This window comes from Shinella sp. SUS2, assembly GCF_001262505.1.
Classification (GTDB): Bacteria; Pseudomonadota; Alphaproteobacteria; order Rhizobiales; family Rhizobiaceae; genus Shinella.
This window is the reverse complement of sequence record NZ_KQ410725.1, coordinates 146,229-163,425: the sequence shown is the minus strand read 5'-3', so window position 1 is coordinate 163,425 and position 17,197 is coordinate 146,229. Positions and strand designations below refer to the sequence as shown.

At 65.4% G+C, this 17,197-nt stretch carries 17 protein-coding genes; 12 read left to right on the top strand and 5 right to left on the bottom strand.

Features of this window, described 5'->3' with window-relative positions; genetic code table 11:
• Positions 1-6 precede the first annotated feature (6 nt).
• Positions 7-942, bottom strand: coding sequence for a LysR family transcriptional regulator (locus tag AKG11_RS05925; protein ID WP_050743250.1), 936 nt, complete (start codon positions 940-942; stop codon positions 7-9).
• 183 nt (positions 943-1,125) lie between these two features.
• Between AKG11_RS05925 and AKG11_RS05920 the strand changes: the two genes are divergently transcribed.
• A complete protein-coding gene (locus AKG11_RS05920) occupies positions 1,126-2,076 on the top strand; it encodes an alpha/beta hydrolase family protein (protein WP_037405545.1) in 951 nt (316 codons plus the stop codon).
• Positions 2,077-2,143: 67 nt separating this feature from the next.
• Here AKG11_RS05920 and AKG11_RS05915 read toward each other — a convergent pair whose 3' ends face one another.
• The gene (locus tag AKG11_RS05915) at positions 2,144-2,776 is read right to left on the bottom strand and encodes a calcium-binding protein (RefSeq protein WP_023513405.1); all 633 of its coding nucleotides are present in this window, start codon (positions 2,774-2,776) and stop codon (positions 2,144-2,146) included.
• Positions 2,777-2,980: 204 nt separating this feature from the next.
• On the opposite strand from AKG11_RS05915, the gene AKG11_RS05910 reads away from it, so the two are divergent.
• Both AKG11_RS05910 and AKG11_RS05905 read left to right on the top strand, forming a co-directional pair.
• Entirely contained in the window at positions 2,981-4,072 is a 1,092-nt protein-coding gene (locus tag AKG11_RS05910; RefSeq protein WP_023513406.1) for a sensor histidine kinase, read from the top strand.
• A 4-nt stretch (positions 4,073-4,076) separates the two neighbouring features.
• Entirely contained in the window at positions 4,077-4,853 is a 777-nt protein-coding gene (locus AKG11_RS05905) for a LytR/AlgR family response regulator transcription factor (RefSeq protein ID WP_023513407.1), read from the top strand.
• On the opposite strand, the gene AKG11_RS05900 is transcribed toward AKG11_RS05905, so the two are convergent.
• Complete coding sequence (locus tag AKG11_RS05900) at positions 4,840-5,766, bottom strand: LysR family transcriptional regulator (RefSeq protein WP_050743249.1); 927 nt, start codon at positions 5,764-5,766, stop codon at positions 4,840-4,842. The two genes, AKG11_RS05905 and AKG11_RS05900, sit on opposite strands and share 14 nt — an antisense overlap.
• 88 nt (positions 5,767-5,854) lie before the next feature.
• On the opposite strand from AKG11_RS05900, the gene AKG11_RS05895 reads away from it, so the two are divergent.
• The 4 genes from AKG11_RS05895 (at position 5,855) to AKG11_RS05880 (ending at position 9,639) form a co-directional block, all read left to right on the top strand.
• Positions 5,855-6,442, top strand: a complete 588-nt coding sequence (locus AKG11_RS05895; RefSeq protein ID WP_050743248.1) for an NAD(P)H-dependent oxidoreductase — start codon at positions 5,855-5,857, stop codon at positions 6,440-6,442.
• A gap of 128 nt (positions 6,443-6,570) precedes the next feature.
• Positions 6,571-6,924: a DMT family protein gene (locus tag AKG11_RS05890; protein WP_023513410.1), complete on the top strand. Its 354-nt coding sequence runs from the start codon at positions 6,571-6,573 to the stop codon at positions 6,922-6,924.
• Positions 6,925-6,985: 61 nt separating this feature from the next.
• Positions 6,986-8,458: a DUF1800 domain-containing protein gene (locus AKG11_RS05885; protein WP_082342359.1), complete on the top strand. Its 1,473-nt coding sequence runs from the start codon at positions 6,986-6,988 to the stop codon at positions 8,456-8,458.
• Between the two features lie 8 nt (positions 8,459-8,466).
• A complete protein-coding gene (locus AKG11_RS05880; RefSeq protein ID WP_050743246.1) occupies positions 8,467-9,639 on the top strand; it encodes a DUF1501 domain-containing protein in 1,173 nt (390 codons plus the stop codon).
• Positions 9,640-9,700: 61 nt separating this feature from the next.
• Here the strand turns inward: AKG11_RS05880 and AKG11_RS05875 are convergent, their stop codons facing one another.
• Positions 9,701-10,087 carry an acyl-CoA thioesterase gene (locus AKG11_RS05875; protein ID WP_023513210.1) on the bottom strand — a complete coding sequence of 129 codons (387 nt, stop codon included), beginning with the start codon at positions 10,085-10,087 and terminating at the stop codon, positions 9,701-9,703.
• Positions 10,088-10,296: 209 nt separating this feature from the next.
• On the opposite strand from AKG11_RS05875, the gene AKG11_RS05870 reads away from it, so the two are divergent.
• The 5 genes from AKG11_RS05870 to AKG11_RS05850 all read left to right on the top strand — a co-directional run bounded on the left by AKG11_RS05870 (position 10,297) and on the right by AKG11_RS05850 (position 16,670).
• Positions 10,297-12,117, top strand: coding sequence for a methyl-accepting chemotaxis protein (locus tag AKG11_RS05870; RefSeq protein WP_050743245.1), 1,821 nt, complete (start codon positions 10,297-10,299; stop codon positions 12,115-12,117).
• A 378-nt stretch (positions 12,118-12,495) separates the two neighbouring features.
• Positions 12,496-13,704: an extensin-like domain-containing protein gene (locus tag AKG11_RS05865; RefSeq protein WP_050743377.1), complete on the top strand. Its 1,209-nt coding sequence runs from the start codon at positions 12,496-12,498 to the stop codon at positions 13,702-13,704.
• 367 nt (positions 13,705-14,071) lie between these two features.
• Entirely contained in the window at positions 14,072-14,893 is an 822-nt protein-coding gene (locus tag AKG11_RS05860) for a sulfite exporter TauE/SafE family protein (RefSeq protein WP_050743244.1), read from the top strand.
• Between the two features lie 92 nt (positions 14,894-14,985).
• A complete protein-coding gene (locus tag AKG11_RS05855; protein ID WP_050743243.1) occupies positions 14,986-15,912 on the top strand; it encodes an ABC transporter ATP-binding protein in 927 nt (308 codons plus the stop codon).
• Positions 15,909-16,670, top strand: coding sequence for an ABC transporter permease (locus tag AKG11_RS05850; RefSeq protein WP_023513215.1), 762 nt, complete (start codon positions 15,909-15,911; stop codon positions 16,668-16,670). The genes AKG11_RS05855 and AKG11_RS05850 overlap by 4 nt, the downstream gene beginning before the upstream one ends.
• Positions 16,671-16,691: 21 nt before the next feature.
• On the opposite strand, the gene AKG11_RS05845 is transcribed toward AKG11_RS05850, so the two are convergent.
• The gene (locus AKG11_RS05845; protein WP_050743242.1) at positions 16,692-17,171 is read right to left on the bottom strand and encodes an SRPBCC domain-containing protein; all 480 of its coding nucleotides are present in this window, start codon (positions 17,169-17,171) and stop codon (positions 16,692-16,694) included.
• Between the last annotated feature and the right edge of the window lie 26 nt (positions 17,172-17,197).

Below are 17,197 nucleotides of genomic sequence, written 5' to 3'. Positions count from 1 at the left end.
GACCTGTTATCCGGCGATTTGCCGCGCGAGTTTCTTGCGCTGTTCGACAAGGAAGTCCATGAGCGCGCGGGTCTTGGCGGGCATCTGGGCGCGCGACGGCACGTAGAGGAAAAAGCTGGGGCGAGGGTGGGCCCAGGGCAGCAGGACCCGCACCAGCGAGCCATCCTGTAGATAGGGACGGACGCACAGGTCGAGGTGCTGCACCAGGCCGACGCCCTGCAGCGCGGCACGCAGCATGCTGTCATCGTCGTTGAAGATGGCGTTGCCGTCGGGCTCGTAGACCACGGTGCGTGCCTCGGCGTCGGGCGTGATGAACGACCAGCGGTCGATGGTGCCGCTTGAGGTGAAGCGGTAGGACAGGCAGTTGTGATGCTTCAAGTCCTGGGGCGTCTCGGGAATGCCGTGGCGCTCGAGATAACCGGGCGAGCCGACGATCGCCATCTGCATCGGCGGCGTGATGGGCACCGCGATCATGTGCGCGTCCAGACTTTCCCCCAGCCGGATGCCGGCATCGAGCCCGTCGGCGACGATGTTGGAGAAACCGTCGTCCGTCACCAGTTCCAGCCGCAGCTTCGGGTAAAGCGCCAGGAATGCCGCCATATGCGGCTCGATCAGCGACCGGGCGGCGACGCGGGAAACGGACAGCCGGATCATGCCCGACGGCTCGGCGCCGGCCTCCCCGAGGTCGGTGACCGCGCCCTCGATCGCGGCAAAGGCGGGCTGCAACACGTCGAACAGACGCCGGCCCTCTTCCGTGAGCGACATGTCGCGTGTGGTGCGGTGCAGCAGCCGCACGTTCAGGTGCCGCTCCAGCGATTTCAGATGCTGGGACACGGTCGCGCGCGTCACCTCCATTTCCGTGGCCGCCTTTGTGAAGCTGCGGCGGCGGGCCACGTGGACGAACCACGCCATGGCGGGGAGCAGGGAGGGATCAAGCGGCATATTGTCAGTTATGACTAAACACTGATGTCGTGTCCAGGCGGTTTATCCGATCCATTCCCCCGTCTAGCATGTGCCCTATATCCACGGACATCATGCTTCGGCACACCAGCATGGTCTCGATCGGATACCCCATCTTCGGACAGACAAAGGAGTCATGTTGTGACCGGAATTTCAAAGGAAAGAATGCGGACGGCCCTGGAGCAGGAAAAAACCGTCTCCCCGGAGGATCACGCCAAGGTCAAGGCGCTGGCCGGCATGGTGAAGATGCCGCGCAGCTTCATCTTCAAGAACCCCGACGAATACGGCATGGAAGGCTGGCACGACCTGTCCATCCCCTCGGACGACGGCACGCCGCTCGAAGCCTGGTACATTCCGGCCAAGGGCGGCGAGAGCAACAAACTCGTCATCTTCAACCACGCCCTTCCGATGTGCCGTGCCGGCTATCCCGGCCATATGGGCAAGCCCTGGGCCGACTTCATCGAGCCGGTCGAGATCGACTTTGTGATCCAGTACAAGCATTTGACCGATGCCGGCTACAACGTTCTGACCTATGATTTCCGCAACCACGGGCAGAGCGGTGCGGCCAATGGCGGGGTCTGCGGCGTCGGCCAGTGGGAATGGCGCGACTGCGTCGGTGTGAAGACGTTCGTCGATGCCCATCCGCGCCTGGGCAAGATGGATGTCGCCCTGTTCAGCCAGTGCCTGGGCGGCGTCTCGCAATATGCGGCGATCAGCAAGCGTCCCGAGCTTTTCGAGAACGTCAGATGCCTGCTCAGCCCGCTGGTGCCGAACATGACGTCGGTCTTCACCAAGCTCAGCGGCTACCAGGGTATCGCGCAGTATCAGGAACTGATCGATCTGGAACTTCTCAAGCTGGGTGGTTTTGCCGCTGCGGACATGTCGGGCAGGCTTTGGGCGCCGAACATCAAGCTCCCCGTCCTGATGTGGCAGGTGAAGGACGATGCGATCATCAACAATCCGAGCGACGCGCAGAGCACATTCGACGCGCTGGCCAGCACTGACAAGGAACTTCACTGGATCGAAGGCACGACGAAGCGTTTCGAAGACGGCTACAACTGGTTCGGCCGCCATCCCGAGAAGGTGCTGTCGTATCTGGCCCGGTACATGAACTGACGCCTTGAGGCGGATAGAAAACAAAACGCCGGCGAAGCCGGCGTTTCGCGTCGCTTGGGAGGAGCGATCAGAGGATGAAGTCACCCTTGTAAAGGTCGCTGAAGGAATCGACTTCCAGGATGAAGTCGGCCTTCTTGTCGCCGTTGACGTCGCCGAGGACGAGCTTGGTGTAGTGGCCGTTGTTGAGCTGGGTCTCGGTCCAGGTCAGTTCGCCCTTCTTGCCGCTGAAGGCAGCGCCTTCCTTGGCAACCCAGGTGAAGGCATCGTTCTTCTTGGTGCCGGCGATGGCGTCGATGGCGGACAAGTCGATCTTGTCGCGGCCGTCGAAGGTGTTGGACTTGAACTGCTCGATCACGTCGCGGCGGCCTTCGGCCTTGCCGATCTCAGAGATGCTCTTGAAGACGAAGCGGTCCCCGCCGTCGCCGCCCCACAGCTTGTCGACACCGGCGCCGCCGATGATGACGTCGCGGCCGTCGCCGCCATGGATCTGGTCGTTGCCCTTGCCGCCCTCGATCGTGTTCTTGTAGTCGCCGCCGTAGATGATGTCGTTGCCATCACCGCCGTAGATCTTGTTGTGGGCACTGGAATGGCCAAAAATCCGGTCGTTGCCGCCGTAGCCATAGATCTTGTAGACGGAATCACCGTTCATCGGGTCCGCCATCAGGAAGTTGTTCTTGTTGTCACCTTTGAGGGTAGCCATAGAATATCTCCGGAATCATGAAACATCGGCGGCCTTTCAGCCAACCGGTGCGCATGAATGGTCGGGAGCGGGCCGGCTTGTGAAGCGCGGGGGCGGCGAAGGGGCGCAAAGCGACAGCCGAACGGTCGCACTTTCGACGAACGGTTGATTTTCGTCGGTGAACGGCACTCGACAGTTTTCCGGGAAAAAACGATTATTCGCGAAATGAGCACGGTATCGAGTCTGCCATTTGTTTTTCACGCCGACCAGAGCGAATCGCAGCTGCAACGGGCAACGTTGCGCTTCGGCGGGCTGTATCTCGTTGCCGTTTTTCTGAGCTCCAGCCTGTTGTGGGGGCTGGCGGGCACGGACCCGATCGAATCGGCGATCGGCAAGCTCTTCCTCCTGTCGGGCGCCGCTCTGCTGGCTGTGGTCCTGACGATGGTGCTGATCCGGCTGAAGGCGCTGGCGCTGCCGGTCAAGGCCGTGCTGTGCTTCGTGCTGTCGCTCGTCGGCGGTGTGCTCTATTGCGGCATCGACTATGCGATCTACACGATCTGCGTCTATCCCGAGGCGCCGGTGTGGGACATGACGAGCATCGCCTACAACGTGATCTACGGGACGTCGCTCTATTTCGGCTGGAGCTGCCTGTTCCTCGCCCTGTCCTACAGCTTCGACCTGCGCGACCGCGAGCGGCGGCTGGCGCAGATGCGCGAGGAGGCCATGGCGGCGCAGATGCGGGCGCTGCGCTACCAGCTCAACCCGCATTTCCTGTTCAACACGCTCAATTCCATGGCCGGGCTGATCGAGGAAGGCGAGCGCGACGACGCACGCGACATGGTTTTCTCCCTCTCGGCCTATCTGCGCACGACGCTGGCGCTCGATCCGCTGCAGGACCTGTTGCTGGAGGAGGAGGTCGCCTTGCAAGCCGGTTACCTCACCATCGAGCAGCGCCGCTTTTCTGACCGTATGGCGGTGGAGATCGACCTGCCGGAGGAGCTGCGCAAGGTTCCGGTGCCGAGCCTTATCCTCCAGCCGCTCGTGGAAAATGCCGTCAAGCACGGCGCCTGCCGCAAGACAGGGGGTGTGACCATTGCCATCCGTGCCAGGCAGGAGGCGGGCCGCCTGTGGCTCTTCGTCGAGAACGACATGGCGCTTGCCGACCAGCAGCCCGGCGGGGCGAGTTTCGGCATCGGCCTCAGAAATGTCGGCGAGCGCCTGTCACGGCGCTTTCCCGACGCAAGTGGGTTTCACTACGGCCGGACCAGCGATGGCCGATTCCGGGTGACCCTGACCATGCCTATCAGGACCGCATGAACGCATGACCGAAATTTCCGTCCTTATCATCGATGACGAACCGATCGCCCGGCGTCGCATGGTTCGCATGCTCGCCACCATCGAGGGGGTGAGCGTTGCCGGCGAGGCCGGCGACGTGCCGCAGGCGCTTGAACAGATCGCCGCCCTGACGCCCTCCGTGTTGCTGCTTGATATCCAGATGCCTGGCGGCAGCGGGTTCGATGTGCTCGAACAGGCCGGTACGCATGCCCCTCTGCCGATCTTCGTCACCGCATTCGACCACCACGCCATCCGTGCCTTCGAATGCAACGCGGTGGACTACCTGACGAAACCGGTGACGCCGGAGCGGCTGCGACAGGCGCTCGACCGGGCGCGCGAGATGATCCTTGCCCGCGAGAACCGGGACACGGTGGTGGAGCTGCGCGAGACTGTCGCGGCTTTGCGCAAGGCGCTGCGCGATCAGGCGACGCGGCCGACGCAGTTCTGGGTGAAATCGCGCCGGGAGACGATCCGCATTCCGGCCGAAAGGGTGACGCGTTTCCAGGCGGACGGCGACTATGTGCAGCTGCACGCCGACCAGGGCAGTTTCCTCTACAACGAGAGCCTTTCGGCGCTGGAGCGGCGCTTGCCGACGGAGGATTTCCTGCGCATCAGCCGCAGCGCGATCGTGCGGCGCGACCAGGTGGCGCGGGTGAAGCGCGGGCCGCTGAACGTGCTGCATGTCGTGCTGCGCGACGAGACCGAGATCAAGGTCGGCCGGACCTATCTGCGGGCGGTGCGGGACGGGCTCATGCAGGGGTGAAGGCGGGCGCTTCGGCGCCGGCCAGCAGCGCGCGCAGCACGCCCGCGACATGCCGGACGGCGCGATCCTTGTCGCGGCGGCGATGCCAGGCGATGTGCAGCGGAAAGCCGGGAACGGGGATCGGCGGCCGGGCGATGTGGAAGCGCGCCGCCGCGTCCGCCGGCAGGCAGTGGCTCGGCATCATGGCGATGAGATCGCCTTCCTCCAGCAGCGGCGGCACCATCAGGAAGCTCGGCACGACGATGCCGACGCGCCGGCTCCGGCCGAGGGCGGACAGCTGGTCGTCGAAACCGCTGCGCGTGTCGCCGCGACCGGACACCAGGATGTGCGGATAGGCGAGCCAGCGGTCGAGCGAAAAGCCGGCCGCGGCGGGATGGTCCCGGCGCATCGCCACGACATAATGTTCCTCCAGCACCGTCTCGCAATGGAAGGCGGCCGCATCGACGCTCGGGAAGACCGAGACCGCGATGTCGCTCGCCCCGCGCGCCAGGGATTCGAGCGCCGCCGGCGCGCCGTGCCAGGGCTGGATGACGATGTCGATGCCGGGGGCGGGGCCGGCGAGCGCCCGGTGCAGCGGACCGGCGATCAGGATGCCCGGATGGTCTGCCGTGACGATGCGCACCGTCTGGCGGATGTCTGCCAGCGGTTCCTCCGGCGCATCGACGACGGCGGCGATGCCGGCGAGAAGGGTCTTCAGCGGGTCGCGCAGCGCCTCCGCCCGCGGCGTCAGGCGCATGCCGCCCTTGCCGCGCTCCAGAAGCGGATCGCCGAAGAGGTGGCGGCAGCGGTCGAGCGCGCTCGACGTCGCCGGCTGGGACAGGTTCAGCTTGACGGCGGCGCGCGAGACATGCGCCTCGTCGAGCAGGGCGTCGAGCACGACGAGCAGGTTGAGGTCGACCGAGCGTAAATTCATGAAACAGATAATACCGTATACAAATCATCCATTGGAGTGATTTTACTGTTCGCGGCATCCTGATGGCGTCAACACAGGAGACGACGCCATGAGCAAGACACTGATCCTTCTCTTTCACCCAGATCTCGCCCGCTCGCGCGCCAATGCCGTGCTTGCCGCCGCTGCCCTGCGGCTGCCGGAGGTCGAGCTCATCGATGTGCATTCGCTCTATCCGGACGGCGGGGTTGACGCCGGCGCGGAGGCGGACCGGCTGCTTTCGGCCGACCGCATCGTGCTGCAATTCCCAATCCATTGGTATTCCACGCCGCCGCTTCTCAAGGCCTGGCAGGACGCCGTGTTCACCCGCATGGTCTATGTCCACTACGAGACGGAGGGCCGTCTGCTGGCGGGCAAACCGCTGCTCGTTGCGGCGACGGCGGGCAATGTGCCGGAGGCCTATGCGCCCGGCGGCGCCAACCGGTTCACCATGGCGGAACTGCTGCGCCCGCTGGAGGCGAGCGCCCATCGCTGCGGCCTGTCCTGGCAGCCGCCCTTTCTCGTCTACCGGGCGGACAAGCGCGACGAGCTCTCGCTGTTTTCAGCGGGCCGGGACTATGCGGCGAGGCTCGACGCCTGGGGCAGGGCAGGCGAGGCGGAGGAAGACCCGCGCCGCTATCTCGTCGAGGCCTGGGGGTGAGGCGGAGGCGTGTCCCGCGATCGGCCGGCGGTGCGCGGCGGCGAGGGGCGCGATTTCAGGAGCGGTCTTGACGGAGCAGGCAAGTGGGCTATTCCCTTGTCGCAGCTCCTCAGGAATCAGGATTCGTGATGCCCTTCAGCCTCTCTCCCGCGGCCGTCTGGCCGATCGTGCTGCTCTGCCTCTCCAACGTCTTCATGACCTTCGCCTGGTACGGGCACCTCAAGTTCAAGTCGGCGCCGCTCTTCATCGCGATTCTTGCCAGCTGGGGCATCGCCTTCTTCGAATATTGCCTGGCGGTGCCGGCCAACCGCATCGGTCACGAGGTTTACTCGGCGGCCCAGCTGAAGACGATCCAGGAGGTGATCACCTTGCTCGTCTTCGCCGGTTTTTCGGTTTTCTGGCTCAAGGAGAGCCTCACCTGGAACCATGCCATCGGCTTCATGCTGATCGCCGCCGGTGCGGCCTTCGTCTTCAAGGGATAGGCCTTTTCCCGTAAAATAGTCGCAATCGGGGGTAAGCCTTCGGGCGATGGATGAGGTTCGCGTGACGACAAGCTTCGCTACCATGGCGTCCCTGCGCTTCGGCTATGGCCGGAGGCCGGGGGAGGCTGCGCCTGACAGCGTCGCGGCGCTGCTGCGCCAGGTGGAGCGCGGCGGCCGGGACCCCTGTCTTTTTCCGGCGGAGGGCATTGCCGGCCGCCGGGCGCGGTTTGCCGCCTATCGCGACCTCGACGCGGCCTACAAGGCGGCGCGCGAGAAGAAGACGCTGATGACCGTCGGCACGCGCACCGTCAACCCCTATGCCATAGCGCTTGCCAACACCTTGCAGCGCGACCGGCACCTGAAGGTGCGGCAGGCGGTCCTTTCGCCGAACGGCTTCTACGAGCGGCTGGTTGCCTTCTGGTGCGATCATTTCGCCATCGACGCGCGCAAGGGCGGCGCGATGCGGCTTCTGGCGCCGCTGCACGAGGCGGAGGCCATCCGCCCGCATCTTGCAGGCTCCTTTGCCGATCTCCTGAAGGCGGCGGCACTGCATCCCGCCATGCTCGCCTATCTCGACCAGACCCGCTCCGTCGGGCCGAACTCGCCGGTGGGGTTGAAGTCCGGCCGGGGGCTCAACGAGAACCTCGCGCGCGAGCTCATCGAGCTGCACACGATGGGGGCCGGCAGCGGCTACAGCCAGAAGGACGTGCGTTCGGCGGCCTATGTGCTGACCGGGCTTTGGTATCGCGCACCGGTCTACGAGACCGCCTTTCGCCCGCGCTCGGCCGAACCCGGCACCTACCGGGTTCTCGGGCGGGAGTATGGCGGCAAGCGGCGGGACATGACGCATATCCATGCGCTGCTCGACGACCTTGCCGCGCGCAAGGAGACCCGTCGCCACATCTGTCGCAAGCTCGTCGTGCATTTCATCGCCGACGACCCGCCGCAGCCGGTGGTGGACGCCATGGTGACGGCGTGGAAGCGCAGCGGTGGTGCGCTGCCTGCGGTCTACCGGGCGATGCTCGACCATCCTCGAAGCTGGGAGGACGGCGGCCGCAAGGCGCGCCAGCCGTTCGATTTCGTCGTTGCCGCGCTGCGTGCGCTGGACGTGCCGGCCGAAGCGCTTGCGCCAGGCGACGGGGCGAAGAAGGGTGGCGGCCGTCCGGCGGCCGATGTCGCGGCGCTTGCGGACGTGATGATGATGACCGCCGAGGGCAAGCCGGCGCTGACGGCCAATCCGCTCTCCGTCGGCATCATCGACCGGCTCGGCCAGCCGATCTGGTCGGCGCCGAGCCCGGCGGGCTGGGAAGAGGGGCTTTCGGCCTGGATCACCGCCAGCCAGCTTACCGAGCGCATCGCCTGGGCGCGGCGCCTGGTGGCGCGCTTCGGCGACAAGGCCGATCCGCGCGCCTTCCTGGAGGCGACGATGGCGGATGCGGCGCGGGCGGACACGATCGAGACCGTGGCGCGCGCGCCGAGCCGTGCGGTGGGGCTGGCAATGGTGCTGGCATCCCCCGAATTCAACCGGCGTTAGGAGAAGGCATGGCCAGCGACTTCAACCGTCGAGCCTTCCTGTCCGGGGCCTGCTGCCTGGCAGCCGCGCCGCTCGTCACGCCCGTCAGCTTTGCGGCCATGCCCGGCGACAACCGGCTGGTGACGATCGTGCTGCGCGGGGCGATGGACGGGCTTGCGCTGGTGCAGCCCTACGGCGACCCGGCGCTGAAGGTGCTGCGGCCGAAGCTGGCGCTTGGTGCCGACAAGGGGCTCCTCGATCTCGACGGCTTCTTCGGCCTGCATCCCGCGGCGGCGGACCTGATGCCGCTTTGGAAGGCGGGCGAACTGGGTTTCGTACACGCCATCTCCACGCCCTATCGCGACGGCCGCAGCCATTTCGACGGGCAGGACATGCTGGAAAGCGGCGGTGCGGCGGTGCGCGACGAGCGCACCGGCTGGCTCAACCGGGCGATCGCCAGCATTCCGCGCCCGGCCGATCGCCGGGCGATTGATGTCACCACCACGGCCGAACTGATCCTTACGGGCGGCAATCCGGTCGATGTCTGGTCGACGCGGGCCGATCTCGCGCTTGCCGAGGACGAGCAGGCCTTCTTTGTCCGGCTCTACCGCAACGATCCGCTCTTTGCCGCCGCGCTGCGCGAGGCGACGGCGACCGACATGCTCTCGGACACGATCCATGGCACGGAAGGCAAGCGCGCGGCCGGCATCGCTTCGGTCGCGAAGCTGACGGCGGGCATGCTGGCAGCCGACCACCGGATCGCCAGTTTCTCCATCAACGGCTGGGACACCCATCTCAACCAGGCGCGCAGCTTCCTGAGGCCGGTCAAGGACCTCGCGACGGCGATCACCACCCTGAAGGCGAGCCTTCCGGCGGATGTCTGGCGCAAGACGGCGATTCTCGCCATCACCGAATTCGGGCGGACGGCGCGGGAGAACGGTTCTGACGGCACCGACCACGGCACGGGCGGTCTTGCGATCCTGTCGGGCGGCGCAGTGGCGGGCGGCAAGGTTTATCGCGACTGGCCTTCGCTTTCCGAAGGCGACCTGCTCGACGGGCGCGACCTCAGACCCACCACGGACCTGCGCCAGCTGGCAGCCGCCATGCTGCGCCAGCAGTTCGGCATTTCGGCGCGCGACCTCGAGACCGCGGTGTTTCCGGGATTGAGTTTCGACAGCCGAGCGGCCTATCTGCGCGGCTGACCTTTGGCCCGGCAGGTCGAGGCGGTGGCTGGCCGTTGCATCGCGGACGGCTTCCCGGCGGCTATTCGACCGGAACGGGGGTCGGGTGGCCGTCCTTGTCGAGCGCGACCATGACGAAGGTGGCGCCCGTGACCTTTTCCAGCGTGGTGGTGAGGTAGCGCTGTGCCCAGGCCTCGACGGAGAGCGTGATCGAGGTGCGGCCGACGCGGACGATGTCCGTATAGATGCTGAGCGTGTCGCCGATCTTCACCGGCAGGTCGAATGCCATCTCCTTGACGGCGGCGGTGACGACGCGGCCGCGCGCGCGCTCGGCGGCGCGGATGCCGGAGGCAAGGTCCATCTGCGCCATGACCCAGCCGCCGAAAATATCGCCCGCGGCATTGGCATCGCCCGGCATGGCGAGCGTGCGAAGGGTGAGTTGTCCGTTCGGCGTGCTGTTGCTGGTCATGCGCATCCTCTCCTTGGCTGATACCGGTCTAGCGGAATGCGTGCAGCGGCGGAAGAGGGCTTGTCTGCGGCGCGCCGAACCGGTTTTTGGTATTTCCGAGTATTTTCAAACTCTAAAAATTGATGATTGCAATTTTAGGCGATTTTAAAGGGTTTCCCGGACCTTCGGAAAGGTTGGAGTACCGCGTCCGTTCGTGTTGAGGAGACCCGATGAAGAATTTCAGAATATCCACACGCCTGTCATTGCTCGTCGGTCTGGCCCTGACCATCATCGCCGCAGCACTTGTCTACAGTCTTTACCATTCTCAGGACGCGATGGTTGCCGAGCGCAAGTCGAAGCTTGCGGCGATGGATCAGAGCATGCTGACGCTCTTTGAGTATTATCATGCACTTGAAACTGCCGGCACGCTGACGCGCGAAGAGGCGCAGACACGGGCGAAGGACGCGGTGCGGGCGCTGCGCTACGAGGACAGCGGCTACTTCTGGATCAACGACATGAACGCCGTGATCGTCATGCATCCGATCAAGCCGGCGCTTGACGGCACGGACCAGTCCGGCATGGCCGACCCGACCGGCAAGAAGATCTTCGTCGAATTCGTGAAGGCGGTGAAGGCAAGCCCGACCGGCCAGGATTTTGTCGATTATCTGTGGCCGAAGCCCGGCTTCGAGGAGCCGGTGCTGAAATATTCACACGTCGCCGGCTTTGCGCCCTGGGGCTGGATCGTCGGCACGGGCGTCTATGCGGACGACCTTGCCGCCATGTTCCGCCGCAACGCCATCGAAACGGCGATCATCCTCGCCGTCGGGGGCCTTGCCATCATCCTTGCCGCCTACGGCATCGTGAAGAGCGTGACCGGCCCGGTCTCGCGTCTGAAGACTTCGATGCAGGCGATTGCCGATGAGGATGTGTCCAGCGACGTGCCGGAAACCGACCGCAAGGACGAGATCGGCGAGATGGCCAAGGTCGTTTCCATCCTGCGCCAGTCGGTCGCCGAGCGTGCGCAGCTTCGTCTTCGCGAGGGCGAGCAGCAGGGGCGCCTTGACGAGGAGCGCAGTGAGGGCGAGCGCCGCCAGCGGGCGGTCAGCCAGGGACAGATGGATGCCATGAACACCGTCGGCCAGGCGCTGGAGCGTCTTGCCAACGGCGACCTGACGGTCTCGATCCAGGCGATCGCGCCGGAATACGCCAAGTTGCGCGACGACTTCAACCGCGCCGTCGATGCGTTGTCCAGCGTCATCAACGCCATCGCCCGCTCCACCGATATCGTGCACGGCAGTGCCGGCGGCATCGCGGAAGCGGCCAACAACCTGTCGCACCGCACGGAACAGCAGGCAGCCTCGCTCGAGGAAACCGCCGCCGCGCTCGACGAGATCACCGCGACGGTGCGCAACGCCTCCGACCGCGCCGCCGAGGCGAGCCGCATGGTGGCCGAGACCAGGCAGTCGACCGGCCGCTCCGGCACGATCGTGCGCGATGCGGTCGCCGCGATGAGCCGCATCGAGGACGCCTCCAGTCGCATCAGCCAGATCATCGGCGTCATCGACGAGATCGCCTTCCAGACCAACCTTCTTGCCCTCAATGCCGGCGTCGAGGCGGCGCGGGCAGGGGAGGCCGGCCGCGGCTTTGCCGTCGTGGCGCAGGAGGTGCGCGAGCTTGCCCAGCGTTCGGCCAATGCGGCCAAGGAGATCAAGGGACTGATCAGCAATTCGGCGACGGAGGTCGGCACCGGCGTGGCGCTGGTGCGCTCGACGGGCGATGCGCTGAACGAGATCGAGGCGCTCGTCAACAAGGTGAACGACCAGGTGACCTCCATCGCCACCGCGGCACGCGAGCAGGCGACCGGCCTTGCCGAGGTGAACACCGCGGTCAACCAGATGGACCAGATGACCCAGCAGAACGCCGCCATGGTGGAGGAAACCAATGCGGCCGGCCAGACGCTGACCCAGGAAAGCGAGCAGCTGAAGACCCTGCTCGGCAATTTCCGGCTGAACGCAGCCGGTGCGGCGGACAACCGGCGCCGCGCGGCATAACGCAAAAGACGATCTCCGGACGAACTTGCCCCGGCGCCCCAGGCGCCGGGGTTTTTCGTTGGGGTCGGTTCGGCAAGGTGTCTGCAATGCAGAGGGGGAGATCGGCCATGAAGACCGGCCTGCGTGTGTCTCCCGACAAGAGCAGCGTTGTTCTGTGCGGCTGGCTCCCCCACTAATCTCGCGGGGTGCCTGAAAACGGTTCCTTTACCCTGTTGCGCGAAAATCCTCTGGAAATGCAGGACGATCGCTTTTCGCGTCCGGTTTCGGGCTTTTCCCGTCCGAATGCGGACAAAAGCGACCTGCACCATGACCGGACAACAATGTGCGCAACCGGGACCCGCAGGACGCGGGGCAGGGCTGGCGGAAGTGACAATGGGTATAGCGTTTGTTTCTCGTCTGCGCCGGCCGCTCGGGCTGTTCCTGATCCCGGCGATGCTTGCCGCCTGTTCCGGGGGCATGACCCCGCCCGACGACATCGTCGGCGCCATCCGACCCTCGGAGGAAGTCTCGCAGCGCCCTGCCGCCGATATCGGCGACACGGGCGGCGATCTCACCGACTATCCGGTCGAGACGACGACCGCGGCCGATACGGCGATGGTCACGCCGCTTGCGGAGAAGAAGCGCCTGCCGATGATCGACAGCGACGAGGCGATGGGCATCACCCAGCCCGTGCAGGCCTCCTCCGGCGTGCTGACCGTGCCCGAAGGCGGCGTCAACATGGACGAGGGGCTCGGCGTCGCGCGCATCGAGGGGCTGGCGGAGGCGCAGGCGAACGAGATCGCGGAAGGCAACGCCACCCAGGTCGTCGTCGACGGCATCGGCTCGGACACGCCGCAGCAGATCGGCCAGCCGGCGACGATCCCGATGTCGGACGCCGGCGTCGAGCTCGGCGAGGCGCCTGATGGCGGCGATTACCTCCAGGTGCCGGACAAGGCGACGACCCGCCGCCGGCAGACGAATGAGGGCGAACAGGTCGCCTTCCTGCCGCGCCTCAACAATCCGATGCAGATGCCGGAAACCATGGGCGGCATGCCGGCTTCGGAAAAGGCCTGCCGCCAGCGGCTGCAGAAGCTCGGCGTCAAGTTCCGCGACGTGCCGCGCATTTCCCGCGGGCGTTCCTGCGGCATCGCCTGGCCGATCGAGCTGTCGGGCCTTTCCGGGGGCATCCAGATCAAGCCGGCGGCCCAGGTCAACTGCCAGATCACCGAGGCCTTCGCGCGCTGGGTGAAGAACGAGCTCGTTCCGTCCAGCCGCACCCGCTATCTCTCGGGCGTCTCGGCCATCCACCAGATGTCCTCCTATTCCTGCCGCACCATGAACTCGCAGCGCGGTGCTTCCATGTCGGAACACGCCAAGGGCAACGCCATCGATGTCGGCAAGATCGTGCTGAAGAACGGCAAGGCGATCGCCATCGAGAAGAAGGGTTTCTTCGCCTTCCGCGAAAAGGGCCTCCTGAAATCGGTGCGCGGCGACAGCTGCAAGTATTTTTCCACCGTGCTCGGGCCGGGCAGCGACCGCTTCCACAAGGACCACTTCCACTTCGATCTCAGGGCGCGCAAATCCGGCTACCGGCATTGCAGCCTGTAACGGCCTGATCTGAGGGCAAAAAAAGACCGGCGGGGCGCCGGTCGAAAGAAGGGGTGGCAACCCGTAGGGTGGGGCCGCCTGGAACGTCACATTCCATCACCGTCGCCGGCGCGGACCGGCGAAGATGTCAGGCGTGCTTCCGCGGGGGAAGCGGGCGGATGGGGCCGCCGAAAACTCCCTCAGGGTCCGGGAGCAAGGCCGCTGCGCGAGGGCAGGGGAACGCCTGGTGAGCGGGGTGCGTGTCGTTCCTGCCGGCCTCGCGTCAGACAATGGTTGAAATGGGTCACGGTTTGATGACAGTGCGCACTTCGCAAATGCGAAATTCCCGCGAGTCGCCGCCGTCCTGGCGGATCCCCAGGAGCCTGCCATGCCCCCCGTCGCCGATCTTGTTCTCTTCGCGCTCGCGCTCGTCGCGGCGGGCGTCGTGTCCGGCCTGCTTGCCGGCATTTTCGGCATTGGCGGCGGGGCGATCCTCGTGCCGGTCTTCTACCAGGTGTTCGGCTATCTCGACGTGCCGGAGGCGGTGCGCATGCACCTGTCCATCGGCACCTCCATCGCCATCATCGTGCCGACCTCGATCCGCTCCTTCACCTCGCACCGGCTGCGTGGCGCGGTGGATATGGACCTTCTGAAGAGCTGGATCGTCGCGCTGCCCTTCGGCGCGATCCTCGCTTCGGTCATCGCTGCGCTGATCTCCAGCGTCGGCCTTCGCCTCATCTTCGTCGGCATCGCGCTGCTGGTGGCGCTGCGCATGCTGTTCAACCGCGATACCTGGCGCGTGGGCAACGATTTGCCGACGGGCATCGCCAACCAGGTGGCAGGCGTCGTCATCGGCACGCTTTCCGGCCTGATGGGGATCGGCGGCGGCGTGCTGAACAACACCTACATGACCTCCTTCGGCCGGCCGATCCACCAGGCGGTGGCGACGTCCTCCGGCGTCGGCGTGCTGATCTCCATTCCCGGCATCGTCGGCTACATCTGGGCTGGCTGGGGCGAGCCGGGCCTGCCGCCGTTCTCCACCGGTTTCATCAACTGGGTGGCCGTCGCGCTCATCGTGCCGATCGCCCTCGTCGTCACGCCCTGGGGTGTCCGGCTGGCGCATTCGATGAGCAAGCGGCAGCTCGAGGTCGGCTTCGGCATCTTCCTCATCCTCGTTTCGCTGCGCTTCCTCGCGAGCATCTACGGCTGAGCGACTTTTTTGCGCCCTCAGGGTGAAAATCGACGAGGGACACGCCATATAGGGTGTCCTTCCGCATGAAATCCCTCTCTCCGGACCCTCCCATGGCGCCCATCGTTTCCATCCGCAATCTCACCAAGAGCTACGCATCGGGGTTCCAGGCGCTGAAGGGCGTCGACCTCGACATCGAGGAGGGCGAGATCCTGGCACTGCTCGGGCCGAACGGCGCGGGCAAGACGACGATGATCTCGATCATCTGCGGCATCGTCACGCCGTCGGGCGGCTCGGTGACGGTCGCCGGCAGCGACATCCTCACGGACTATCGCAAGACCCGCGCGATCATCGGCCTCGTGCCGCAGGAGCTGACGCTCGATGCGTTCGAGACGGTGTGGAACACGGTCGCCTTCTCGCGCGGTCTGCACGGCTGTTCGCCGAACCCGGCGCTGATCGAGCGCATCCTGCGCGACCTCTCGCTCTACGACAAGAAGGACACGGTGCTGCGCCACCTCTCGGGCGGCATGCGGCGGCGCGTCCTGATCGCCAAGGCGCTCTCCTACGAGCCGAAGGTGCTGTTCCTCGACGAGCCGACGGCGGGGGTCGACGTTTCGCTGCGCAAGGACATGTGGCAGCTCGTCGAGCGACTGCGTGCCTCCGGCGTCACCATCATCCTGACGACGCACTATATCGAGGAGGCCGAGGAGATCGCCGACCGCATCGGCGTCATCAACCACGGCCAGATCCTGCTGGTCGAGGACAAGAAGGCGCTGATGGCGAAACTCGGACGCAAGCAGATGACGGTGGAACTCGCCGAGCCGCTTGCGGCCCTGCCCGATACGCTGTCGTCCTACGGACTGACGCTTGCCGAGGGCGGCGAGCGGCTGGTCTACGAGTTCGACAGTTCCGGTGAGCGCACCGGCATATCCTCGCTCCTCTCCGCGCTGTCGCAGGCGGGGCTTCGGGTCAGGGACATCTCCACCGAGCAGAGTTCGCTGGAAGACATTTTCGTGGAACTGGTGGGAGAGGGCCGATGAACATCGAGGCGATCAAGTCGATCTACGCATTCGAGATGGCGCGCACGCGCCGCACGCTGCTGCAGAGCATCGTGTCGCCGGTCATCACCACCTCGCTCTATTTCATCGTCTTCGGCGCGGCGATCGGCTCGCGCATGCAGGAGGTGCAGGGCGTTTCCTACGGTGCCTTCATCGCGCCCGGCCTCATCATGCTGACGCTGCTCAACCAGTGCATCGGCAACGGCTCCTTCGGCATCTACTTCCCGAAATTCACCGGCACGATCTACGAGATCCTCTCCTCGCCCATCTCGATGATCGAGATCGTCATCGGCTATGTCGGCGCGGCGGCCACCAAGGGACTGATCGTCGGCACGATCATTCTCGTCACGGCTTCGCTCTTCGTCGATATCTCGATCAAGCACCCGTTCATGATGGTGCTGTTCTTCGTGCTGACGGCCGTCAGCTTCAGCCTGTTCGGCTTCATGATCGGCATCTGGGCGAAGGACTTCGAGCAGCTCAACCTCTTCCCCATGCTGATCATCCCGCCGCTCGTCTTCCTCGGCGGCAGCTTCTATTCGATCGACATGCTGCCGCCCTTCTGGCAGGCGGTGAGCCATTTCAACCCGGTGCTCTACCTCGTCTCCGGCTTCCGCTGGAGCTTCTACGAGATCGCCGACGTCAACCCCATCGTCAGCCTCGTGACGGTGCTGGGCTTCCTGGCGGTATGCCTTTCGATCACCGCCTGGATCTTCAAGACGGGGTACAAGCTGAAGAACTGAGTCTGCCGGGGCGCCGGGCGGTCACGCGCCGTCGAGATAGTAGGCCTTCTGCGACGGGTAGTAATCCGCGAAGGACGGCAGCGCCTTGCCCTCGCGCGATGCGACCAGCATGTCGAGGTAATACTCCCAGCCCGGCCCGACATCGCCGGCAAGCTTCCGGTCGCTGAGCGGCTGCACGAAACGCAGCTCGGTCGTGTCGTCCGTCTGCGTCAATGTCAGCGCGATGCGCCAGTCGCCGTAGTCATCCTTCATGGCGACGACCAGCCGGTACGGCGCTTCGCATTCTTCGATCACGACATCCGACCACGGCTGGTCCTTCTCGTGGGTGAGTTGCAGCCGCACGGTCTTGCCGGGGCCGGCGTCGCCTTCCCAGCGGCCGAACCAGAGGGCGGTGCGCTCCGATTTCGTCACGCTCGCCCAGACATCGTCGATGGGCGCGCGGAACGTCCGCGTGAGAACGAGGTCATTGCCAAGAACGTGGCCGGTGGGTTTCGGGCTCATGCCGTCTCCTTTTCCGTGTCGTTCGC